The organism is Paracoccus saliphilus, from assembly GCF_028553805.1.
GTDB lineage: Bacteria > Pseudomonadota > Alphaproteobacteria > Rhodobacterales > Rhodobacteraceae > Paracoccus > Paracoccus saliphilus.
Genome location: NZ_CP067140.1, coordinates 3,327,083 through 3,348,733, shown reverse-complemented (window position 1 = coordinate 3,348,733; position 21,651 = coordinate 3,327,083). Strand labels below are relative to the sequence as shown.

19 protein-coding genes and 1 tRNA gene are annotated in these 21,651 nt (G+C 62.3%); 8 read left to right on the top strand and 12 right to left on the bottom strand.

Translation table 11 applies throughout. From position 1 onward, the window contains the following. Positions 1 to 39 precede the first annotated feature (39 nt). Positions 40 to 1,200 (top strand): lipid-A-disaccharide synthase, encoded by a 1,161-nt coding sequence (gene lpxB, locus JHX88_RS16140; protein ID WP_076526773.1) that lies wholly within the window; start codon positions 40 to 42, stop codon positions 1,198 to 1,200. Here the strand turns inward: lpxB and JHX88_RS16135 are convergent. Both JHX88_RS16135 and JHX88_RS16130 read right to left on the bottom strand, forming a co-directional pair. Further along, entirely contained in the window at positions 1,178 to 1,525 is a 348-nt protein-coding gene (locus JHX88_RS16135) for a RidA family protein (RefSeq protein WP_076526772.1), read from the bottom strand. The genes lpxB and JHX88_RS16135 overlap by 23 nt on opposite strands. A gap of 2 nt (positions 1,526 to 1,527) precedes the next feature. Then, a complete protein-coding gene (locus JHX88_RS16130) occupies positions 1,528 to 2,349 on the bottom strand; it encodes a sulfite exporter TauE/SafE family protein (protein ID WP_272848061.1) in 822 nt (273 codons plus the stop codon). A gap of 184 nt (positions 2,350 to 2,533) precedes the next feature. Here JHX88_RS16130 and tig point away from each other — a divergent pair, with 184 nt between their 5' ends. From tig to JHX88_RS16115, 3 genes are all read left to right on the top strand, one after another. Beyond that, entirely contained in the window at positions 2,534 to 3,868 is a 1,335-nt protein-coding gene (tig, locus tag JHX88_RS16125; RefSeq protein WP_076526771.1) for a trigger factor, read from the top strand. 127 nt (positions 3,869 to 3,995) lie between these two features. After that, positions 3,996 to 4,418 (top strand): DUF1489 family protein, encoded by a 423-nt coding sequence (locus JHX88_RS16120; protein ID WP_076526770.1) that lies wholly within the window; start codon positions 3,996 to 3,998, stop codon positions 4,416 to 4,418. A 48-nt stretch (positions 4,419 to 4,466) separates the two neighbouring features. Further along, positions 4,467 to 4,540, top strand: a tRNA-Gly gene (locus JHX88_RS16115). Positions 4,541 to 4,851: 311 nt separating this feature from the next. Here JHX88_RS16115 and JHX88_RS16110 read toward each other — a convergent pair. From JHX88_RS16110 to JHX88_RS16090, 5 genes are all read right to left on the bottom strand, one after another. Continuing rightward, positions 4,852 to 5,367, bottom strand: a complete 516-nt coding sequence (locus JHX88_RS16110; RefSeq protein ID WP_076526769.1) for a gluconokinase — start codon at positions 5,365 to 5,367, stop codon at positions 4,852 to 4,854. A 57-nt stretch (positions 5,368 to 5,424) separates the two neighbouring features. Then, positions 5,425 to 6,741: a TRAP transporter large permease gene (locus JHX88_RS16105; protein WP_076526801.1), complete on the bottom strand. Its 1,317-nt coding sequence runs from the start codon at positions 6,739 to 6,741 to the stop codon at positions 5,425 to 5,427. 8 nt (positions 6,742 to 6,749) lie between these two features. Next, positions 6,750 to 7,322 (bottom strand): TRAP transporter small permease subunit, encoded by a 573-nt coding sequence (locus JHX88_RS16100; protein ID WP_076526768.1) that lies wholly within the window; start codon positions 7,320 to 7,322, stop codon positions 6,750 to 6,752. A 57-nt stretch (positions 7,323 to 7,379) separates the two neighbouring features. Further along, positions 7,380 to 8,390, bottom strand: coding sequence for a TRAP transporter substrate-binding protein (locus tag JHX88_RS16095; protein ID WP_076526767.1), 1,011 nt, complete (start codon positions 8,388 to 8,390; stop codon positions 7,380 to 7,382). Positions 8,391 to 8,475: 85 nt separating this feature from the next. Next, a complete protein-coding gene (locus JHX88_RS16090) occupies positions 8,476 to 9,270 on the bottom strand; it encodes a GntR family transcriptional regulator (protein ID WP_076526766.1) in 795 nt (264 codons plus the stop codon). Positions 9,271 to 9,368: 98 nt separating this feature from the next. Between JHX88_RS16090 and JHX88_RS16085 the strand changes: the two genes are divergently transcribed. From JHX88_RS16085 to JHX88_RS16075, 3 genes are all read left to right on the top strand, one after another. Beyond that, the gene (locus JHX88_RS16085; RefSeq protein ID WP_076526765.1) at positions 9,369 to 10,568 is read left to right on the top strand and encodes a mandelate racemase/muconate lactonizing enzyme family protein; all 1,200 of its coding nucleotides are present in this window, start codon (positions 9,369 to 9,371) and stop codon (positions 10,566 to 10,568) included. A gap of 2 nt (positions 10,569 to 10,570) precedes the next feature. Further along, complete coding sequence (locus JHX88_RS16080; protein WP_076526764.1) at positions 10,571 to 11,341, top strand: SDR family oxidoreductase; 771 nt, start codon at positions 10,571 to 10,573, stop codon at positions 11,339 to 11,341. 95 nt (positions 11,342 to 11,436) lie between these two features. Continuing rightward, positions 11,437 to 12,411: a siderophore-interacting protein gene (locus JHX88_RS16075; RefSeq protein ID WP_076526763.1), complete on the top strand. Its 975-nt coding sequence runs from the start codon at positions 11,437 to 11,439 to the stop codon at positions 12,409 to 12,411. Positions 12,412 to 12,485: 74 nt separating this feature from the next. On the opposite strand, the gene JHX88_RS16070 is transcribed toward JHX88_RS16075, so the two are convergent. Genes JHX88_RS16070 through JHX88_RS16050 form a run of 5 tightly spaced genes read right to left on the bottom strand, consistent with a single transcriptional unit; the run spans position 12,486 to position 19,935 of the window. Continuing rightward, positions 12,486 to 14,186 (bottom strand): ABC transporter ATP-binding protein, encoded by a 1,701-nt coding sequence (locus tag JHX88_RS16070; RefSeq protein WP_076526762.1) that lies wholly within the window; start codon positions 14,184 to 14,186, stop codon positions 12,486 to 12,488. A 10-nt stretch (positions 14,187 to 14,196) separates the two neighbouring features. Then, positions 14,197 to 15,003, bottom strand: a complete 807-nt coding sequence (locus JHX88_RS16065; protein WP_419182346.1) for an ABC transporter ATP-binding protein — start codon at positions 15,001 to 15,003, stop codon at positions 14,197 to 14,199. Beyond that, a complete protein-coding gene (gene fhuB / locus JHX88_RS16060) occupies positions 14,967 to 16,943 on the bottom strand; it encodes a Fe(3+)-hydroxamate ABC transporter permease FhuB (protein ID WP_076526760.1) in 1,977 nt (658 codons plus the stop codon). Before fhuB ends, JHX88_RS16065 begins: the two co-directional genes overlap by 37 nt. After that, positions 16,940 to 17,848: an ABC transporter substrate-binding protein gene (locus JHX88_RS16055; protein ID WP_076526759.1), complete on the bottom strand. Its 909-nt coding sequence runs from the start codon at positions 17,846 to 17,848 to the stop codon at positions 16,940 to 16,942. The genes fhuB and JHX88_RS16055 overlap by 4 nt, the downstream gene beginning before the upstream one ends. Further along, on the bottom strand, positions 17,842 to 19,935 hold the full coding sequence (locus JHX88_RS16050; protein WP_076526758.1) for a TonB-dependent siderophore receptor: 2,094 nt from the start codon (positions 19,933 to 19,935) through the stop codon (positions 17,842 to 17,844). Before JHX88_RS16050 ends, JHX88_RS16055 begins: the two co-directional genes overlap by 7 nt. A 256-nt stretch (positions 19,936 to 20,191) precedes the next feature. Between JHX88_RS16050 and JHX88_RS16045 the strand changes: the two genes are divergently transcribed. Then, on the top strand, positions 20,192 to 21,619 hold the full coding sequence (locus tag JHX88_RS16045; RefSeq protein WP_076526757.1) for an alkaline phosphatase D family protein: 1,428 nt from the start codon (positions 20,192 to 20,194) through the stop codon (positions 21,617 to 21,619). Positions 21,620 to 21,651: the final 32 nt, after the last annotated feature.

Sequence of the window (21,651 nt, the reverse complement as noted above, 5' to 3'; positions counted from 1 at the left end):
CAAATATCCATAACGCAGTGCAGTAAGCGAAAGGACGACATGAGGTTCTTTCTGATCGCGGGCGAGCCTTCGGGTGATCAGCTTGGCGCGGCGCTGATGGCCGGGCTGAAAGAGCTCGTGCCCGGTGTCGGTTTCATGGGGATCGGAGGCTCGCGGATGGAATCCGAGGGGCTGGCCAGCCGGTTTCCGATGGATGAGCTCAGCCTGATGGGCATCTGGGAGGTGCTGCCGCAATACCGCCATCTCAAGCGCCGGATCGCCGAAACGGCGGCGGCGGTGGCCGAGGCGGCGCCAGATGCGCTGATCACGATCGACAGTCCGGATTTCTGCCTTCGGGTCGCCCGGGCAGCACGAGAGATCAATCCCGATCTGCGCACGATCCATTATGTCGCGCCCTCGGTCTGGGCCTGGCGGTCGGGGCGTGCGAAGAAGATGGCCCAGGTGATCGACCATGTGCTGGCCCTGTTGCCCTTCGAGCCGCCTTACATGCAGAGGGCCGGGATGAGCTGCGACTTCGTTGGGCATCCGGTCGTGGGACTCGAGGTCGGTGGTCCGGAGGAGGCCGGGCGGTTCCGTGCGGCTCACGGCATTGCCACCGATGCGCCCGTGGTGCTGTGCCTGCCCGGTTCGCGGAAATCCGAGGTCGGGCGGTTGGCCGGGCGATTCGACGAGGCGCTGATCCGGCTGCGCGACCGGGTGCCGGAGATCCGCGTTGTCCTGCCAACCGTCCCCGGTGTGTCGCATATGGTCCGCGACATGGCCCGCCGCTGGCCGACCGTCCCGATCGTCGTCGAGGATGCCGAGGACAAGCGGGCGGCCTTTGCTGCAGCCGATCTGGCGCTGGCGGCTTCTGGTACGGTCAGCCTGGAGCTTGCGGCGAACCGGACGCCGATGGTGATCGGGTATGACATGGCGATGATGAGCCGCCTGATCGTTGGCATGATGCTGCGGACCGACACTGTTACGCTGGTCAATCTGGTCAGCGAGACTCGCAGCGTCCCGGAATTCCTGGGCCGGGAATGCCAGCCGGGCCCGATGGCCCTGGCATTGCAGACCGCGCTCGAGGATATGACTGCGCGCAAGGCGCAGCTCGAGGCGATGGATCTGACGATGGAACGTCTAGGCAAGGGGGGAGAGGCGCCGGGCCTGCGCGCGGCGCGCTCGGTCCTGGAAGCGGTCAGAGCACCGCGGTCACGATGATCTCGACCTTGTAATCCGGCGTGGCGAGTTTCGATTCGCCAGCAGCCCGCGTGGGGACGTGGCCCTGGGGCACCCATGCATCCCAAACCGCGTTCATCTCCACGAAATCCGCCATGTCCGCCAGCCAGATCTGGGCCGCGACGATCCGCGTCTTGTCGGTGCCGGCCTTTTTCAGCAGCGTTTCGATCTGCGCCAGGATGGCTTTCGTCTGTTCGGTCACGGATTTGCCCGGCTCGGCCACCTGACCGGCCAGCCAGACGGTGCCATTCGCCACCACGGCCTGGCTCATCCGCTGACCGGATTCGATACGCTTGATGTCGCTCATCTTTATACTCCTTTGATAAGACGCCAGAAAAATATCGCACTCATGCCAAAGCCCACTGCGGCGATCAGCAGCCGCAATATCCGCAAAGGAATGCGCCGCGAGATCGCGGGGCCGGCATAACCGCCCATGATCGTGCCGGCCGACATGATTGCCGCCGGTCCCCAGACTATTTTGCCCGCAAAGGCGAAAATCGCAAAGGCTATCACCGACAATGCAAAGCTGAGCCAGCTTTTCAGCCCGTTCATCTGGTGCAGATCGCTCATGCCCCACATTGCGAACAGCGCCAACAGGATGATACCGAGCCCGCCGTTGAAATAGCCCCCATAGATGGCCACCGGCAGCAGGGTGCCCAGCCCGAAGGGAACGACCACGGATCGCCAGCGCGCGGCGAGGTGGCGGACAGGTTCGGACCAGTAGAACACGACCGTCGCAAGCAGCAGCAGGAAAGGCACCAGCAATGCGAAGGTCTGATTCGAGCTGATCAGCAAAAGCGCAGAACCCGCGGCCCCGCCCACCACCGTCCAGAGCGACAGCTTTTTCAGAGGCGCATCCGTCAGCGCGGCAATGTCGCGACGAAATCCGATTGTCGCGGCCAGATAACCGGGCAGGGCGGCAACGGTGGAGGTGGCGTTGGCGATCACCGGGGGCACCCCGGTAAAGACCAATGCGGGAAAGGAAATGAATGTGCCGCCGCCCGCAACCGCATTCATGATGCCGGCGATGATCCCGGCAAGAAACAGCAAGGCGAAATCCGGCATCCGAACCATCCTGTAATCGATGATGAAGCAGGTATCGCGGCTCGGATCTCCGCGAAGTGCTGTCATGACAATCCGATTGCTCTTGCGCGGAACAGCCCGTAGATGCAATGGCGAAACGCCATGGCCGGGGACGATATTGCTTTGTCCCGCTGGCCGTAATTTGCTTGCAGAGCTTCGCCCCGACGACTAGAAGGGCGGAAATTTTCAGGCCGCCGCCTCACCGGTGGCCCTTCTTGCTATGAGGACGATGATGCAGGTCAAGGAAACCCAGAACGAAGGTCTGAAGCGCGGCTATCAGTTGACGCTGCCCGCGGCAGAACTGGCTGCCACGGTAGATACCAAACTGAAAGAGGCGCAGCCCGAGATCGAGATGAAGGGCTTCCGCAAGGGCAAGGTGCCGCTGGCGATGCTGAAAAAGCAGTTCGGTCAGCGTATCATGGGCGATGCGATGCAAGAAGCGATCGATGGCGCGCTGCGCGATCATCTGGAAGAATCGGGCGATCGTCCTGCCGCCCAGCCCAAGGTCGAGATGGAAAATGGCGAAGGCTGGAAAGAAGGCGATGACGTTGTCGTCAACGTGTCCTACGAGGCTTTGCCCGAAATTCCCGAGGTCGATCTGAGCAAGCTGTCGCTCGAACGCCTGTCGGTTCCCGCCGAAGATGCCGCCATCGATGAGGCGCTGGAGAACCTGGCGAAATCGTCGCAAAATTTCGACGATCGCCGCAAGGGTAGCAAGGCCAAGGATGGTGACCAGGTGGTCATCGACTTCAAGGGCTTCGTCGATGGCGAGGCATTCGAAGGCGGATCGGCCGAGGATTATCCGCTAGTCCTGGGTTCCAACAGCTTCATTCCCGGCTTTGAAGAGCAGCTCGTCGGGGTCAAGGTCGATGAGGACGTCAAGGTCGAGGTGAAATTCCCCGAGGAATATGGCGCCGAGCATCTGGCCGGCAAGGACGCGACCTTCGAATGCAAGATCAAGGCCGTGAAAGCCCCGAAACCCGCTGAAGTCGATGATGAACTGGCGAAGAAATTCGGTTCGGACGATCTTGAAGCGCTGAAAAAGCAGATCGCCGAGCGGCTCGAACAGGAATATGCCGGTGCCGCGCGTGCGATCATGAAGCGTGGGCTTCTGGACCAGTTGGACGAGCAGGTGAAATTCGAACTGCCCGAATCGCTGGTCGAGGCCGAGGCGAACCAGATCGCGCACCAGTTGTGGCATGAGGAGAACCCCGAAGTAGAGGGTCACGATCACGGCGAGATCGAAGCCACCGACGAGCACAAGAAACTGGCCGAGCGCCGGGTGCGCCTTGGCCTGCTTCTGGCCGAGATCGGCCAGAAGGCCGAGGTGACGGTGAGCGATCAGGAAATGACCCAGGCCGTGATGCAGGCGGCGCGTCAATATCCTGGTCAGGAACGCGCCTTCTTTGAATTTATTCAACAAAACCAAGCAGCTCAGCAGCAGCTCCGCGCGCCGATCTTTGAAGACAAGGTCGTCGATCATATCGCGGAAAATGCCGAGGTGACCGAGAAAAAGGTCACCAAGGAAGAGCTGGAAAAAGCCGTCGAGGCGCTGGACGAACTGTAATCGGTCACCCACGACCCGATGACGAAAGCCGCGACTTTTCGGGTCGCGGCTTTTTTCATGGACGGGACGGGCGGTTCCGGTGGTCCGCTTCTTGCCGCCCGGCTCCGTGGCAACTATCCTTAACCACATGACCGCGACAGTTCATCTCATGAAACTCTGTGTCGGCTCCGAGGGGCCGGAGGAGCTGACCCGCTGGCAGCAGTTGCGCTATGGCGACGATCCTGCGGTCCATGTCACCCGTATGTGGCCCACGCGAGAAAAGGAGCTTCTGGATGGCGGCTCTCTTTACTGGGTTTTCAAGGGCGTCATGCTGGCCCGCCAACGATTGTTGCGCATGGAAGAGCGGATTGGCGAAGATGGCATCCGTCGCTGCGCGTTGATCCTGGATCGTGAACTGGTCCGCGTGAGCGCCGTGCCACGCCGCCCCTTTCAGGGCTGGCGCTACCTGAAGGCCGAGGATGCCCCCGCCGATCTTCCAGCCGGTCGCCGCTCGGAAGAGGCGCTGCCCCCTGCCGTCGCCGCGGCATTGGCCGAGATGGGGCTTGTGTGACGCGGAGTCTTGACGCCACGGTGGGCTGCGGCTAAGCGGAACGCATATGCGGGTGTAGCTCAATGGTAGAGCAGAAGCTTCCCAAGCTTACGACGAGGGTTCGATTCCCTTCACCCGCTCCATAATCCATCAAATATTTGCTGCGTTCCTCTCTGTATATGCTGCAGTTTGCTGAAAAGAATACAGACTCCACGCTTGCCGTGCACTGAAAGCGCATCAGCCTTCGATTGAGGGCTGGTGCTATGGGGCTGATGCAGTGTCGCGGCTAGTGGTATTATGTAAAGCGCGTGCCGCTCGGATGATGCGGCGGTGGCCTACAGCGCGGCGAAGCGGTTGGTTGCCGCGCGCGGATTTGCCTATCGTCCGGCGATGGATTTGGCTCGGGGCCGATTGACGAAATTTTTGCCTGTCTGCTGTCGCGGGAGGCAAAGCCCTAGCGTCCGATCAACTTCAAGGCGCGGGCGACATTTGCGTCCAGCCCTTCCGACATCTCCAGCATGATCGCGTATTCGTCGGGGGTCGGGGCTTCCAGTGCTTCGATCTGTGAATCCAACAATTCGGCGGGCATGAAATGCTTGCGTGCGATCATGCGCTGACGGATCAGGGCCCGCGGAGCGGACAGGCAAAGTAGTCGCATCTCGCCGATTCCCTCGCGCAGCAAATCGCGATAACGCCGCTTGAGTGCCGAACAGGTGAATACCGTGTCCCGCTTGCCGCGGGAATGTCGCACGGTATCGGCAAGCGCGATCAGCCATGGCTGGCGCATCTCGTCGGTCAGCGGGCGGCCCGCGCTCATCGCGGCGCGATTTTCCGAGGTGTGATAGTCGTCGCCTTCGATGAAGCTTGCCCCCATAGCCTCGGCAAGGGCTTGGGCGAAGGTGGATTTTCCCACGCCGCTCGGGCCCATGACCAGAACACATAGCCGAGATGGGGATGTGGGGCTCTGCATGGGAATTCCTGCTCCAGATCAAGATCGCCCGCCGCGAGAATGGCGGCGGGCATGGGGTTAGCGGCCTGTAATGCCGGGGAAGGCGATCAGCAATCCCACCGCCAGTATCTGCAGCGCGATGAATGGCAGCAAAGAGCGGAATATCAGGCCAAGCGAGATGTCAGGCGGCGCCACCGATTTCAGGTAGAAGGCGGCGGGGCCGAAAGGCGGCGACAGGAAGCTGACCTGCATGTTCATGCAGAACAGCACCCCGAACCAGACCGGGTCCATGCCGAGTTCGGTGATGATCGGCACGAAAATCGGCATGGTCAAGAGCGCGATGCCGACCCAATCCAGGAAGGCGCCGAGAACGAACAGGATCGCCATCATGACCAGTACGATCACCGTCGGGTTGTCCGATATGCCGGTTATCATGCCCGAGACGAAATCGACCCCGCCCATCAGGTTGTAGACCCCGACAATCGCCGTTGCACCGATGCCGATCCAGACGATCATCCCGACCGTCGCCAGTGTCTGCATCGCGGCATCGCGTAGCAGCTTGTAAGAGAACTCGCCCCGCAGGACGGTGGACAAAAGCACCCCGCCGACGCCGATGGCCGACGCCTCGGTCACCGAGGCGATGCCGCCATAGATCGAGCCCAGAACCATGAAGACGACCAGGATCGGCAGCGCCAGCCCTTTCAGCAGTCGCAGCTTTTCTTCGCGCGGGACCGGGGTGGGATCGATGTCGGGCACCGCTCCGGGCGTCAGGTAGGCACGGGCGAGGATATAGGCGCAATAGAACATCGCCAGCATGAAGCCGGGCAGGAAAGAGGCCGTAAACAAATCTCCGATTGAGACATTGGCGGTCAGGCCATAGATGATCAGCACGATGGATGGCGGGATCATCGTGCCGAGAGAGCCACCCGCGCAGACCACCCCGATGGCGAGGCTGCGATCATAGCCGAGCCTCAGCATCTGCGGCAGCGCCAGCAGGCCGAGCAGCACGATCTCTCCGCCGATGATGCCGGACATCGCGGCGAGGATGACCGAGACGAACACCGTCTGGATCGCCACGCTACCGCGCACCCGCCCGGCGAACAGCTTCATTGCGTCGAAGAGGTCGCGGGCGATGCCGGATCGGTCGAGGATCGCAGCCATCAGCACGAACATCGGCACCGAGACGAAGACGAAATTCATCACGAAAGAATAGACGCGGCTGGTGATCAGCGGGATCGACATCGGCCCGAACCAGCCAAGCGCGAAGATCAGCGCGACCAGCAGTGTTACGAAGGCCAGGGGCATGCCGGTCAGCAACAGCGCGATCAGCATCCCGAACATCAGCGCTGTGCCCCATTCGATACCGAGTGCCTGCAGATTGAAGCCAAGTTCCATCATCGGCGTTATCCTTTTGCCCGGCGGGCATAGTTTACGGCAAGTATCAGGAACTGCACGACCAGCAGGATCATGATGACGAAGACGAAAATCTTGATCAGCGCGGGCGTGGGCGGGCTCCATGCGCTGCCGGTGGTCTCCAGCCGGATCTCGCCGGAAGGTGCCCAGACAGCCCGTGTTACCATGTGCCAGGCCGCATAGGCGAAGAAGGCCGAGGCGATGGCGCTGATGATCGATATGATCACGTTGAACACCCTGCGCACGCCATTGGGCAGCCAATCATAGATCAGCACGACCCGGATATGGCTGTTGCGGCTGGTACAGTAGAGCCCACCAAAGGTGAACGCCAGCCCGCACAGGAACACCGTGGTTTCATGCGCCCAGATAGTGGGGCGATTCAGGAGGTAGCGCAGGAAGACTTCCATCAGCAGAACAGCCGCGGCGATGACGATCCCGGCAGCGAAAATATAGGCGACGCGGTCAACCATCCGGCCCATCAGCCCGGCTTCCGGAGCAATACGGGCAGCGCCCTCGGTGATGGCGACGAGGTCGATCTCGCCTTCGCGTTGATCCTTGGTCATGTGGTGATCTCCCTGGAAATATGGCTGCCCCGTCTATGCAGGGCAGCCATGGCAGCTTTATTCCAGCATGCCTTTTTCTTGCAGATGGGCGGTCAGCGTGTCGAAGACCTTCTGCGCCATGGGCGACTGGCTGGCGATTCTTTCCCACTCTGCCACGCCCAGTTTGCGGAACTTGGCACGCTCTTCCTCGGACCAGTTATGGACGGTGATGTTCGGATCGACCTCGGCCTCGGCCAGCGCCGCCTCGTCGGCCTCTCGGTTGCCGTTGATCTGGGTCTGCTGGAATTCCTTCACGGTTTCCTCCAGCAGGGTCTTCATGTCATCGGGCAGGGCGTCCCATTTCGTCTTGTTCATCGACACTTCCACCAGCGGGAGCGAATGAAAGCCCGGATAGACCGGATGCGGGGCGATTTCGTTCAGGCCCTGCTGGTGATTGACCGAGAACACCGAGTAATCGGCGGCATCGACCACGCCCTTGTCGAGCGAGGTATAGACTTCGGACGAGGGCAGGTTGACGGGCGAGGCGCCCGCTGCGGAGAAGACATTGGCGACCGGTCCCTCGGGTGCGCGCATCTTGACACCGTTCAGATCGTCCACTCCTTCCAGCGGCACCCGCGACACGAAGGCTTCAAGCCCCGGGGTGGATACGCCAATGAACTGCAGGCCATAGCTGCCCAGCAATTCCTGCATCAGTTCCTTGCCGCCGCCGTTTTCGACGAAATCGATCATTTGCTCGGGATCGGACCAGGCCCCGACCGGGTTCGAGATCAGGCCGAATGCCGGATCCTTGCCCGCCCAGTAAGAGCTGTCGCAAATCTGACCGTCCAGGATGCCGGCGGCGACCGCGTCCAGCGTTTCGTTATATTCGACAACCGAACCGACCGGCAGGATCTCGATTTCGATCGCGCCCTCCGATTTTTCGGCGACCAGATCGGCCCAGCCTTGCTGGAACTCGAAATTCGGGTTCCCGGCGGGGTCGGATGATTGGAATTTGAAGCTGTGTTCCTGCGCACCGGCAGCGCCGGACATCAGGATAATGGCCGTCGCGGCCGCATGGATCAGTTTCATCTTGGTCCTCCCTAAAGCAGTCAGATTTTCCGATTGGTTCAAGGCATGCCGCGCCGATCATCGACGACTGCATGCCGATTCGGGCTTACACCGCCCGTCCTCCTTCACCTCCCTCGAGGCCGAAGCTGATATCCAGCAGAGCCGGATCGATATTCCTTTCAAGCCGTGCCAGCATGACAAGGCCAAACTCCACCAGTTCATCCGACTTGGCCCGGGCGCGAGTCACATCGCCCTCCAATACCGCTTGCATGATGGCAAGATGGTGGCCGACCGTTTCATCGAGCCCCTGCTGGCCGCTGACATGACTGATATCCAGGTAACCGGCGCGCCGTCCCAACGCCTTCAACGGACGAAGACTGCGTTCAAGGAAGCGCTCGCGCGATGCCTGGATCATCAGCATGTCGAACGCCTTGTCGAGCACGTTGAACTGGTCAAGCGTGATCGTCGGGCGCTCGGCTTCCAGCCGCCGCATGATGTGGGACAATCGGGCGCGTTCGTTCCCCTCCATTCCGGCGATGGCGGTCGTGAACACGAAACGGTCCATGTCGCGGCGCAGATCGGTGAGCCGTCGTTCACGTTCCAGATCGATGGGCGCAACGCGCAACCCGTTGCGCGGTTGCACATCCAGCAGGGTTTCTGCGGCAAGGCGGCGCACTGCCTGATGCACCGGGGTGCGCCCCAACCCGGTCAGGCTTTGCAGGTCCTGCGTGCGCAGCGTCGCGCCGGGAGCGAGTTTCATCGAGATGAACAGTTCCTCGATCCGTTCATAGGCGGCGCTGGTCAGATCGCCCGTCGGGGGCATCACAGCCGCATCGGCGCGCTCGGTTGCGGATTTCGCAACCTCGTCCGGCTTGTCCGATGTTTCGGCTTGCGATGTCATTGGCTCTCCCCTATTGATGTTTTCTGATATTTCACGACATATCGTAAAAGTCAACGCGATTCGTGTCATTGCCGTGTGACGCCCGAGAAGGAGACAGGATGAAGATCACCGCGATAGAAACACTGCGGACCGAAGAGTTCTCGAATGTCTTGTGGGTGCGGCTGCATAGCGACGAGGGCAGCATCGGGCTGGGCGAAACCTTTTATGGCGCAGAGGCCGTCGAGGCACATATCCACAACACGCTGGCCGTGCGGTTGCTGGGGCGCGATCCGACGCGGATTGAGGCGCTGAACCGGGCGATGACCGATCTGCCAATGGCGCAAAGCTCGACCGGGGTGGAATATCGCGCGGCCTCTGCCATCGATATCGGGCTATGGGATCTGTTCGGCAAGATATGCGGGCAACCGGTCCATAACCTTCTGGGCGGGCTGAATTGCGACCGGCTGCGGATCTACAATACCTGCGCGGGTTACGGCTATGTGCGCAGCAACAATATCCGCCCGGTCGACACTTGGAATATCGGCGATGCCGAGGGGCCCTATGAGGACCTGAGCGCTTTCATGACCGATGCTGGTGCGCTGGCCGAGAACCTGTTGGAAAGCGGCATCACGGCGATGAAAATCTGGCCCTTCGATCCGCCCGCGCAAGAAAATCGCGGCATGTATATCACCGCCGAGCAGATGCGGACCGCACTGGAACCGTTCGAGAAGATCCGCAAGCGCGTCGGCGACAAGATGGATATCATGGTGGAGTTTCATTCGCTGTGGAACCTGCCCGCCGCCAAGCAGATCGCCCGCGCGCTGGAGCCCTATACCCCCTTCTGGTTCGAGGACCCGATCCGCATGAACTCTCCGCAGGCGCTAGCGGAATATGCGGATTCGACCGATGTCTGGGTCTGTGCGAGCGAAACCCTGGGCTCTCGTTTTCCCTACAAGGACATGCTGGACCGCGGCGCTATCCATGTTGCCATGACCGATCTGTGCTGGACCGGTGGACTGACCGAAGGGCGCAAGATCGCCTCTCTGGCCGACACCTATCACCGTCCCTTCGCGCCGCATGACTGCACCGGCCCGGTCGGTTTCGTGGCTGCCATCCATGCCTCTTTCAGCCAGCCCAATACGCTGATCCAGGAAAGCGTCCGGGCCTTCTACGACGGCTGGTACCGCGAACTCGTCACCGAAATGCCGGTGATCCGCGACGGCCATGCCCTGCCGATGGAAGGACCGGGCCTCGGCACCGATCTGCTGCCCGCCGTGTTCGAGCGCAGTGACCTGACTATCCGCAAAACGGAGCTTTGATAATGGACACAAGTAATCTATTCGACCTCACCGGGCGCACGGCGCTGATCACCGGTTCGACCCGTGGGCTAGGTCGCGCAATTGCCGAGGGCATGGGGCAGGCGGGGGCCGCTTTAATCATCAATGGACGCAATCCGGAAGCGACCGAGGCGGCGGCGCAGGAATTGCGCGATGCAGGGCTGAGCGCCCGCGCCGCGTCATTCGATGTCACCGACGAGGCCGCGGTCGAGGCAGCTTTCCGCGAGCTGGATGCCGATGGGGTCGAGGTCGATATTTTGGTGAACAACGCGGGGATTCAGCACCGCCAGCCGATGGTCGAACTGAGTCTTGCCGATTGGCAGCGCGTCATCGACACCAACCTGACCAGCGCATTCCTGTTGGGCCGCGAGGCGGCGCGGCGGATGATTCCGCGCAAGCAGGGCAAGATCATCAATATCGGTTCGCTGACCAGCGATCTGGCGCGGGCGACGGTTACGCCCTACACGGTGGCCAAGGGCGGGATCAAGATGCTGACCAAGGGCATGGCCGCCGAATGGAGCGCGCATGGAATTCAGGCCAATGCCATCGGGCCGGGCTACATGCTGACCGACATGAACGAGGCGTTGGTTTCGAACCCGGAATTCGATGCGTGGGTCAAGGGGCGCACACCGGCAGGGCGTTGGGGACGGCCCGATGAATTGATCGGCACCGCGATCTATCTTGCCTCGAATGCCTCGAATTACGTCAGTGGACAGCTGATTTTCGTCGATGGGGGCATGATTTCGGTGCTCTGATCGTATAGCGCGCGTGTTGCGAACGGATATTGCCGATAAAAACAGTTTGATATAGCGTCGCCTCACGAAACGACCCATCGGGCAAGAGAGGCAACGTGTCCCATATCCGGAATCATCGTAGCACCGGTATCATTCCACAGGCGTCCGGTGCGGCAGTGGCCGCGCTCAAGGCACGGGCGGCGGCATGGGAGGTACCGCTGGTTGAGACGCCCGAGCAACTCAGCATGTTCGTTTGGGATTGCGAACTGCGGTTGAAGATCGAACCGAGCTGCCTTCGGATTGACCTGACCGGCCCCGAGGCGAGGTTGATCGGTATCCTGCGTGATAGTGCGACCGAGTTGTTGGCCGAGGTTGGGCTTGCCGCGCAATGGGATCAGCTTGACGTCGGTGCGCTTGCACCCGGCTTGTCTCTGATGCGGGTCGAAACGGTCACCTCTCTGTCGCCCGGCTTTATCCGCGTTCGGCTGTCGGGCTCCGATGCGCCGAGATTCGGTGAAAGAAGCCTGCATTTCCGTCTGCTGTTGCCTCCCGAGGGTCGCACCCCCGTCTGGCCCCGCATCGCGGAGACCGGTCGCACCGCATGGCCCGAAGGCGAGGATGCGCTGCATCGCCCGGTCTATACAGTTGCCGCTCAATCCGGGAACTGGATCGATTTCGACATCTTCCGACACGAGAACAGCCCGACCTGCGATTGGGCCCTGTCGAATCCGGTCGGGCAGGAAGTGGGTGTGCTCGGCCCCGGGGGCGGCTGGTGCCCCGAAGCCGATCGCCTGTGGCTGTTCGGCGACGAGACCGCCTTGCCCGCGATAGCCCGGATGCTGGATCTCGCCCGGAGGGATGTTCGTGCGACTTTGTGCGTTCGGCCCGAGGATATGGGGGCGTTGGCTGGTGATGCCCGTGTAGACAGGGCGGAGGATCTGCTGGCGGCGCTATCCGAATTGCCGGAAACTGGAGAGGGCGATTTTGTCTGGTTTGCCGGTCCTGCGGAACAGGCCCGCGCCGTGCGCAAACATCTGTTGTCGCTTGGCATGGCAAAGAAGGATTTCATGTCAGCGGCCTATTGGGGCTGAGACGGAAGGGGGCGCTGCCCCCATCCGGCCATGCCGGATACCCCCGAGGTATTTTGACAAAGAAGATAGCGCGCTCAGGCCGCCAGCGCTGCATATATGCCGCCCTGCGCGATCAGGTCGGCATGGGTGCCGATCTCGGCGACGCGGCCTTCCTTCATGACGACGATGCGGTCGGCATTACGGATCGTGCCGAGGCGATGGGCGATGACCAAGGTGGTGCGCCCTACCGCCAGCGCATCGAGGGCGGACTGGATCTCGCGTTCGGTCTGGCTGTCCAAGGCGCTGGTCGCCTCGTCCAGGATCAGGATCGGCGGGTTCTTCAGGAAGGCGCGGGCGATGGCGACGCGCTGTTTCTGGCCGCCGGACAGCATCACGCCGCGTTCTCCGACGATGGTGTCCAGCCCGTCCGGCAAGGTTTCGATCAGCGTGGTCAGTTGCGCCTGCCGGGCGGCGTCGCGGATTTCCTGCTCCGAAGCGTTTAGGCGGCCATAGGCGATATTCTCGCGCAGGGTGCCGCCGAAGAGGAACACGTCTTGGCTGACCAGCCCGATCTGGCGGCGCAGCCCGGTCAGCCGCATTTGCGCCAATTCGAGGCCGTCGATGGAGATTTTTCCCTCGGTCGGGTCGTAGAAACGGGGCAGGAGCGCCAGCAATGTCGTCTTGCCCGCGCCCGATGGACCGACGAAGGCGATGGTTTCACCGGCGCGGATCGTGAGGTCGATGTCTTGCAGGATTGGTCGCCCCTCGTCATAGGCAAAGCCGATCCCGTCGAAGCGGATGTCGCCTTTCAGGGCTGGCGCCTCGATGGCATCCGGCGCGTCGGCGATTTCAGGTGCTGTCGCCAGCAGTTCCTGGTAGCGGCGAAAGCCCGCGATGCCGCGCGGATAGGTTTCTATCACCGCGGCGATCTTTTCCAGCGGGCGGTAGAACACGCCGATCAGCAGCAGAAAACCCACGAAACCGCCGGTGCTGAGATTGCCCGACAGCACGAAACCCGCGCCCACGACCATCACTACGACCTGGACCAGCCGCAATCCGATATATTGCAGCGCCGATGAGGCGGCCATAACTCGGTACGCGTCCAGCTTGGCCTGCCGATAGCGGGCGTTGTCGCCTGCGAAGAGATGGCTTTCATGCGCCTCGTTGCCGAAGGCTTGCACCACGCGGACGCCGCCAAGCGCCTCTTCCAGCCGGACGTTGAAATCGCCGACACGGGAATAGATATCCCGCCAGGTTCGGGTCATGCGTCCGCCATAGACGATCACCAGGATCAGCATGGCGGGCACGATCAACGCCACGATCAGGGCCAGTTGCGGATTGATCCAGAACATCAGGAAAAATGCGCCGACAAAGGTCATGATCGCGATGAAGGCATCTTCGGGACCGTGATGGGCGACCTCACCGATCTCTTCCAGGTCGCGTGTGACGCGTGCGACCAGCTTGCCGGTCCGGGCGCGGTCATACCATCGCCATGACAGCCGGGTCAGGTGGTCGAAGGCGCGGGCGCGCATCTCGGTCTCGATATTGATGCCCAGCTTGTGCCCCCAATAGGTGACCACGGTCAGCAATCCGGAGTTGATGGCATAGAGCAGCAAGAGCCCTGCCGCCGCGACCATGGTCAACGTCCAGTCGCCACGCGGCAAAAGCACGTCGATGAAGCCCGTGATCGCCAGTGGAAAGGCAAGTTCCAGCAGGCCGGAGAGAACCGCACAGCCGAAATCCAGCCAGAACAGGCCGAGCCATGGGCGATAATAGGAAAAGAATTCGCGCAGCATATGGTCTCTCTCAGGCGGGGATTGCGACGGGCTGGCCATCGGGCCGGGTCAGCACCTGCATAGGCAGCCCGTAGATGGCAAGCAAGGTCTCGGGGCGCATCAGTTCGGCCGGGCTGCCCTGCATCGCAAGGCGGCCGCCCTTGAGCGCGACGATATGATCGCAGAACCGCGCGGCCATGTTGACCTCGTGCAGCACGATCACGGCGCTGCGGTTCTGGGCGTGGCACATGCGGCGGACCAAGGCCAGCACCTCGACCTGGTGGGCGATGTCGAGCGCCGAGATGGGTTCGTCCAGCAGCAGGGTTCCCGCCTCTTGCGCAACCATCATGGCCAGCCATGCGCGTTGTCGCTCGCCCCCGGACAGCGTGTCGACCAGCCGGTCCGCGAAATCCGCCACGCCGCATTCCTGGAGCGCTCTTTCGACGGCGGCGTGATCGGCAGGGCCGAAGCGTCCAAGCGCGCCATGCCACGGGTAGCGGCCAAGCGCGACCAGTTCCCGGACGGTCATGCCCTCGGCGGGTGGGGTGGTCTGGGGCAGGAACGCCAGCCGTCGCGCATAGTCGCGGGCAACCCAGTCCTCCAGTTCGCGCTGCTCGAAGGTAATGCGACCGAAAGCGGCAATTTGCCGGGCCAGCACCTTGAGCAGGGTCGATTTTCCCGAGCCGTTATGCCCGATCAGCGCGACCACTTGTCCGGCAGGCAGCTGCAAGGTGATATCGTCCAGAAGGCGACGAGTGGAGACCTCGACGGTCAGGTTCTCGATTCCGAACAACGTCTCGGTCATGTTCTTGACCTCATCATCAGCCAGATCAGCCATGGCGCTCCGATCAGGGAAGCGAACAGGCCAAGCGGCAATTCATAGGGAAATCCGGCCATCCGGGCGCCGAAATCGGCGGCCAGCATCAATATGGCGCCGATCAGTGCCGCTCCGGTGACGTGATCTGCGGCGCGGGCCAACCCGATACGACGGGCCAGGTGTGGGGCCATCAGCCCGACGAAGCTGAGCGGGCCGACCAGCATTGTCGCCGCGCCGGTGGCGATGCCGGCCAGCCCGATCAGCGACAATCGTGCGAGCCGTAGCGGCAGGCCGAGTCCGCCTGCGACATCGGCGCCAAGCGGCAAGGTTGCCAACCAACGCCGCGATGTCATCGCGATGCCCCAGACCGACAGGGTCAATGCAAGTAACGGCAATGCTCCGCCCATGCCGATGGCCGAGGAAGATCCGCTCAGCCAGTTGAGGATCATCCATGCCTGCGTGCTGCCCGTCGCCATGATTGCCGACAATACCGCCGATGCCATGGCCGAGACAGCGATCCCGGCCAGTAGCACCCGTTCGGCAGGCATGTCGCGGCGGCTGACGAAGGCGGCGATCAGCGCAAGCGACAAGGCCGCGCCGATCATGGCCCCGACACCGAGCGCCATCGCCGTCGGAGCGGTCAGCGCGAAGGTGACGGCGGCATAGCCCAGAGACGCCCCACCGGACACGCCTAGCACCTCGGGCGAGGCAAGGGGGTTAGCCGTAAGCCGTTGCAGCAGCGCTCCGGCCAGTGCCAGCGCAGCCCCGGCAGAGGCGGCGGCGATCAGGCGCGGCAGGCGCATTGGCAGGAAGGCATTGAAGCTGGACCAGTCCAGCACCGCCCATCCACCCGGCACGCGCCCGATCCAGACGAGCACCAGCGCGGCGGCGATCAGCAGCATTAGCAGCCCAAGCAGGATCCGGCGGGGGCGGGCAAGACGCGGGGCGGGGCCCTCGGCGCGTTCGGTTCCCGGTGGGGTGGAGCCGCGCAGGCGTGGCAGCAACCAGATCAACAACGGTCCGCCGATCAGTCCTGTCAGGGCGCCGGTCGGGAACATCTCTCCGGTTGCGCCCGCAAGGGTCAGGACCAGCCCGTCGCAGACCGACAGGATCAGCGCGCCGACCAGCGGCGACAGGGCAAGCAGCTGCCCGATCCCGCGGGCGCCCATCGTCCGCACCAATGCCGGGGCGGCGAGGCCCACGAAGGCGATCAGCCCCAGCTCGGCCGAGACGCAGGCCGCGATCCAAACCGCAAGCGCCGCCGCCGCCAGCCGCACGAATGCGACATTCATTCCTAGCCCCGCAGCTCCCTCCGCACCAAGCGAGAGCACCCGAAGGGGGCGCGCCAGTGACGCCGCCCCGAGACCGCCAAGCACAAGAACCAGTGCCAGCGACCGCACGCCCGACCAGTCCTGTTGGACCAATGCGCCACCGTTCCAGATCACCAGCGACAGCAGATATTGCCCCTGTGCAAGGGTAACGGCGGTTGCAATGGCGCTGGCGGTCATCCCGACGAGCATCCCGGCAATGACCATCGTGACAGGCGCAAACGCGCGTTGCGCGCCGATCAGCAGGACCAGCCCGGCAGCTAGCCCCGCCCCGACCATGGCGACGGGCCACCGCCCGGCCTCCAGCAGGCCGGGAGCGACGATCGTCGCCAGGACCAGCGCGAGCTGCGCCCCGGACGAGATGCCGAGCGTGGTCGGATCCGCCACCGGGTTGCGCAGCACCGCCTGCAGGATCGCTCCCGATAACCCGAGTGCGGCCCCGGCCAGCAGGGCGATCACCCCGCGCGGCATCAGGCCAAATGCCATCAGGATTTGCTGCAGGCTCATCCCGTCGGGCCGGAAGGGCAAAGCGGGCCAATCGGCCATTGGCAACTGCCGGATCGCCGCCAGCCACCACAGGCCGAATGCCAAGAGCGCCGCAAGCGGCAGCCATATGCGGATGCTGCGGCTCATATGCCGGTTGCCGGTCCGTCGCGAAATGCCTGCTCCAGCAACCGGGCAAAGCGCAGCGCCGATGGAATCCCGCCAAATGCGTTCACATCGGGTAACCGGTAAAGCCGTCCCTGACTGACCGGCGGCAGGGCCTGCCACAACATGCTGCGCGACAACCCCCGTTGCGCCTCCACGGGGACTTCCCCGACAATGACCAGCCGCGCCTCGGGCATTGTTGCCAACCGTTCGATGGGCACGGGGGCCATGAAACTAAACTTCGTTCCTCCGCTCCACGCATTGCGCAGGCCAAGCCGCGTCAGCGTACTGCCGAACAGGCTGTCGAATCCGAAGGCGCGCAGATGTCTGGCATCGCCGATATTGACCAGGCAGACGGGACGGTCGGTAAACTCGGCCAGTGCTTTTGCGTGACGGTCGAGCGTGGCTTCGGCCTCGCGCCGGGCACGCTCGCCTGCTTGCGGATCATCCACCGCTTCGGCGAGCGCGTTCAGTGCCGCCAAAGTCTTGGCCAGCGGCGCTTCACCGGGCGTATAAAAGGACAGCGACAGCACTGGTGCCAGCGCTTTCAGTCGTTCCTCGTAATGGGTGTAATAGGGCGAGCTCAGGATCAGGTCGGGGCGGGTGAGCTGCAGCAGCTCGTAATTCGGCGACCCGCGCAGGCCCAGATCGACGACATCATCGGGGATTACCGGCTCGACCGCATCGGCGCGAAAGCGGATCAACTCGCAGGCAGCGACCGGCATATGCCCGATGGCAATGGCAGTTTCCAGCATCGCCCAATCGATTGCGGCGAGCCGGGGGCGCGTCGGAGCTGCCCGCAAAGGCAAGCCCGCCGCCAGCATCATGCCAGCGGCGGTCAGGAAGGTGCGACGGTCAGGACTCAGGGACACGGCCCGGCCTGTTACCACTTGTAGCTGACCTTGGCCGCCACGGTGCGGCCCTCGCCATATGAGCAGTAAGAGAAGCCGCAGCTCGCCACATAGGTTTCGTCGGTGAGGTTACTGACGTTCAGCGAGGTCTCGATGTTGCCGCGGGTATAGGACGCTCCGAGATCGACCAGCGTGACGTCGTCCAGTTCAACCGTATTCGCGGTGTCGGTGAAACGCGAACCGATATGGCGCACGCCCCCGCCGACACGCCAGCCGTTGCCGAAGTCGCGGTCGAGCCAGATGCTGGCCAGATGCCGGGGGGCATTTACCATGGCATTGCCATGAGTGGCTTCTCCTTCAGCGATCTGTTCGGTTTTGTTGTAGGCATAGCCGGCGCGCAGGTCCCAGCCATTTGCGATCTCGGCTGTGGCTTCCAGTTCGAAACCGCGGGATTTCACTTCGCCGATCTGTTGATAGCGGGTCGGGGTAGTGTCCGGGATAGCGTATTTCACGTTGGTCTGGCGCAGATCGTAGACCGAGGCCGTGATCAGGCCGTCAAATGCGGTCGGCTCATACTTGACACCGATTTCCCACTGCTTGCCTTCGGTGGGCTTCAGCATGTTTTCGTCGAGATCCAGCCCGGTCTCCGGATCATAGGATGTCGCATAGCTGACATAGGGCATCACGCCATTCGCAAAGACATAGGACAGTCCGGCGCGGCCGGTCAGTTCGTTATCCTTGAACTCGGCGGGATTGCCATATTGGCTGCCGGTCTGTTCGACCCAATCATAGCGAAGGCCGAACGAGCCGCGCCAGTTGTTGTAGGCTATCTCGTCCTGCACATACAGCCCGACCTGCTTGAAGGTGACGCTTCCGGCGCTCGGTTCTCCGATGAAGACCGGATCCGGGCCGTAATAGTCCGGGGCGCGCCAGTTCAGATCCGGAGCGGAGCCGAATTGGCTGCTCTCGTCGGCTTCATATTTCAGTGCGTCCACGCCGACCAAGAACTGGTGGACTGCCTGCCCCGTTACCACCTCGCCGGACAGGCGGGTATCAAGGCTGATGGCGTCGCTTTCCTCGATCTGATGGCTCGAGCCGCGGGTAAAGACGTCGGAATTGCCCTCGATCACATCGATGGGGTAGGTGCTCTTGTATTCCCAATCGAGCTTTTCGTAGCGGAACCCTTGGCTGAGCGTCCAGCCGTTATCCAGTTCATGGCTGACCTCGACGCCGAGGTTCCACATCTTGCGGTCGCTGTCATCCCAGTTCTTCTGACCGGTATAAAGCTCGCGCAGATAGTCATGATCCACATCGGGGTTCTGCGCCAGTGCGACCGGTACACCCGTTGGCGAAATGGGTGAATCATTCGTGTAGGATGCCAGGAAATCGATGGTTGTCCCATCACCGGGATTCCAGCGGGCTGCACCGGCGAGATAACCCCGCTTGTTGGTCAGATCCTCGATTTGCGTGCTGTCGTCCCGGGCAATGCCGGTCAGGCGCCAGGACAGATCTTCCGAGGCGGTGCGGTTGACGTCAAAGAACGTTTGCGCGCTCTGGTTGCTGTCATAGCCGATACCGACTTCTCCGAAATCGGTCGATTGCGCCCGTTTCTGTATTTGGTTGATAATCCCGGCGGGGGAGCCGGCGCCATACAGGGACGAGGATGGACCGCGCAGGACCTCGACCTGTTGCATGCCATAGGTTTCATAGGACAGCGCCCCGAAATAGCGGAACTGCCGAAGCCCGTTCACATATTGCGCGCTCTCGGCCGAGAAACCCCGGAAGGTGGGATTGTTGAAACGGGCGTCGGCTCCGAAGGGCTGCCCCAGGACACCAGAGGTGTAGGATAGCGCCTGACCAAGGTTCTCGGCTCCCTGGTCCTTGATCTGCTGGTTGGTCACGACCGAGACGGATTGCTGGGTTTCCGCCAGCGGCGTGTCGGATTTAGTGGCGATCTGCCCATAGGTGGCGACATAGCCCTCTGGGGCCGCCGCCGTATCTGTGGTTGCCGTCAGGACGATCGGGTCCAGGACGATGACATTCTGATCGTCCTGTGCCAGCGCTGCCGTGGCAAGGGCGATGGTGCTGACACCGGCAAGCTGGAGGATGCGGAAACTGGAATGCATGGCAAGACCTGTCTGGAGGAAGGTTAATTGTTGCGCCGACTGATCGACTAAAACACTAAGGAATGTCAAATCTATCGCCGTGTTTTCCGATCCACGCCCCGGGATATTCGTCGATTGTGGCTGAATCACAACGGTTGGTCCTTGTCGGATTGCGGCTCGGGGCTGGATCAAGGATAGGTTATCTCGGTGCGCACAGACTCGACATCGCGCCGATCCCACCTATCTGTTGCCAAACCGGGACAGGGAAGATCAGGACGTGACAATCGCATATTCAGAGGGATCACTGGGTCCCTTATTGTATTTTCGCAGCTATGCCGACGGGATCATGCGGCTGGCCGCCTTGGTCATTCGCCCGCTTGGAGTGGATGCTCCGGGAGGGTTGCGGGTCGGGAACACGCATTTTGACGCCGTTAAGTTGGCTGAACTGGCCGGCATTTCCGTTTGGCGTTATGATTTCCAGCTTGGTCCGGATGACGATGGTTATGAGTTCGAGGGATGTGTCCATCCCGTAAATACCGATGTCACCGGCGATATGCGGATCGCTTTCGTTTCCTGCAATGGCGAGGAAGAGGGCGATCTCGAGCGCGACGGCACCGAGCGCAACGCCATGTGGGCGCGCCTTGCCGCCCAGCATGAGACGGCCCCCTTCGCATTGATACTTCAGGGCGGCGATCAGATCTATGCCGATGAAGTCACCCGTGGACATCCGCTGAGCGACAAATGGCCCGACAGGGCTCCTCGCGACGCTTCCCCGCCGGAAATCGAGGAATTGCGGCAATATTTGCGCGAACGCTTCGTGCATCGATATCTCGATGTCATGGGGGCGGCGGAATATGCCGGGCTGGCGGCCTCGGTTCCCAGCCTGTCGATCTGGGACGATCACGATATCTGCGATGGCTGGGGATCGCTGAAGGATAACCGGACCAATTCCGCGGTGGGGCAAGCGCTGTTCCAGTCTGCGCGTGAAATGTATCTGCTGTTCCAGCATGCAGCGACCGAGGCGGATATCCCCGATCTCTTCATGGACGCGAACGGCACCAATCTGGGCTGGTGGCGGACCTTGCCGAACCTGACGATCATCGCGCCGGATCTGCGTTCGGAACGTACGCGTCATCGGGTCATGGGGGAGGCGGGCTGGCATGGCTTGAGGCAGGTCCAGCCGGTCGATGGGCAGGTCATGGTTGTCTCGAGCGTGCCGATGCTCGGTCCCCGCCTCTCACTGGTCGAGATGCTGATGATGGCGATCCCCCGCATGCAGCATTACGAGGACGATCTGCGCGACCAATGGCAGAGCCGCGCCCATCGCGCTGAATGGTGCGAGATGCTGCGCGAGATGCTGAAGTTGCGCAAAGCCGGTCCGCTCACTGTGATCTCGGGCGAGATTCACCTTGCGACACGGGCTGAAATGGGCACGGGGGCAGAACATATCCAGCAGCTGGTCGCCTCGGGTATCTCGCACCGCGCTCCGCCCAAGGGCTATGCAAGGGGGCTGGGCTGGCTGGCTGGGCTGGGCGAGGCCCCTTTGCCCGCTCACCCGATCCGTATCCTGCCACTGCCGGGACAAAAGCAACGCTATGTCGCCGAACGGAACTTCCTGGTGTTGGAGCGGCAGGGCGGCGCGTGGCATGCTGTCTGGCACCTGGAAGAAAGCGGTCCGACGCCGCCTTTGCCGATATCGGATTGATTTAATTTGTGACGTGCTGTGCCCAGCGAGGG

Bases quoted from the DNA above. Each gene is read 5' to 3' on its own strand.
- lpxB (WP_076526773.1), top strand. From the start codon at position 40: ATGAGGTTCTTTCTGATCGCGGGCGAGCCTTCGGGTGATCAGCTTGGC.
- JHX88_RS16135 (WP_076526772.1), bottom strand. From the start codon at position 1,525: ATGAGCGACATCAAGCGTATCGAATCCGGTCAGCGGATGAGCCAGGCC.
- JHX88_RS16130 (WP_272848061.1), bottom strand. From the start codon at position 2,349: ATGACAGCACTTCGCGGAGATCCGAGCCGCGATACCTGCTTCATCATC.
- tig (WP_076526771.1), top strand. From the start codon at position 2,534: ATGCAGGTCAAGGAAACCCAGAACGAAGGTCTGAAGCGCGGCTATCAG.
- JHX88_RS16120 (WP_076526770.1), top strand. From the start codon at position 3,996: ATGACCGCGACAGTTCATCTCATGAAACTCTGTGTCGGCTCCGAGGGG.
- JHX88_RS16110 (WP_076526769.1), bottom strand. From the start codon at position 5,367: ATGCAGAGCCCCACATCCCCATCTCGGCTATGTGTTCTGGTCATGGGC.
- JHX88_RS16105 (WP_076526801.1), bottom strand. From the start codon at position 6,741: ATGGAACTTGGCTTCAATCTGCAGGCACTCGGTATCGAATGGGGCACA.
- JHX88_RS16100 (WP_076526768.1), bottom strand. From the start codon at position 7,322: ATGACCAAGGATCAACGCGAAGGCGAGATCGACCTCGTCGCCATCACC.
- JHX88_RS16095 (WP_076526767.1), bottom strand. From the start codon at position 8,390: ATGAAACTGATCCATGCGGCCGCGACGGCCATTATCCTGATGTCCGGC.
- JHX88_RS16090 (WP_076526766.1), bottom strand. From the start codon at position 9,270: ATGACATCGCAAGCCGAAACATCGGACAAGCCGGACGAGGTTGCGAAA.
- JHX88_RS16085 (WP_076526765.1), top strand. From the start codon at position 9,369: ATGAAGATCACCGCGATAGAAACACTGCGGACCGAAGAGTTCTCGAAT.
- JHX88_RS16080 (WP_076526764.1), top strand. From the start codon at position 10,571: ATGGACACAAGTAATCTATTCGACCTCACCGGGCGCACGGCGCTGATC.
- JHX88_RS16070 (WP_076526762.1), bottom strand. From the start codon at position 14,186: ATGCTGCGCGAATTCTTTTCCTATTATCGCCCATGGCTCGGCCTGTTC.
- JHX88_RS16065 (WP_419182346.1), bottom strand. From the start codon at position 15,003: ATGGCTGATCTGGCTGATGATGAGGTCAAGAACATGACCGAGACGTTG.
- fhuB (WP_076526760.1), bottom strand. From the start codon at position 16,943: ATGAGCCGCAGCATCCGCATATGGCTGCCGCTTGCGGCGCTCTTGGCA.
- JHX88_RS16050 (WP_076526758.1), bottom strand. From the start codon at position 19,935: ATGCATTCCAGTTTCCGCATCCTCCAGCTTGCCGGTGTCAGCACCATC.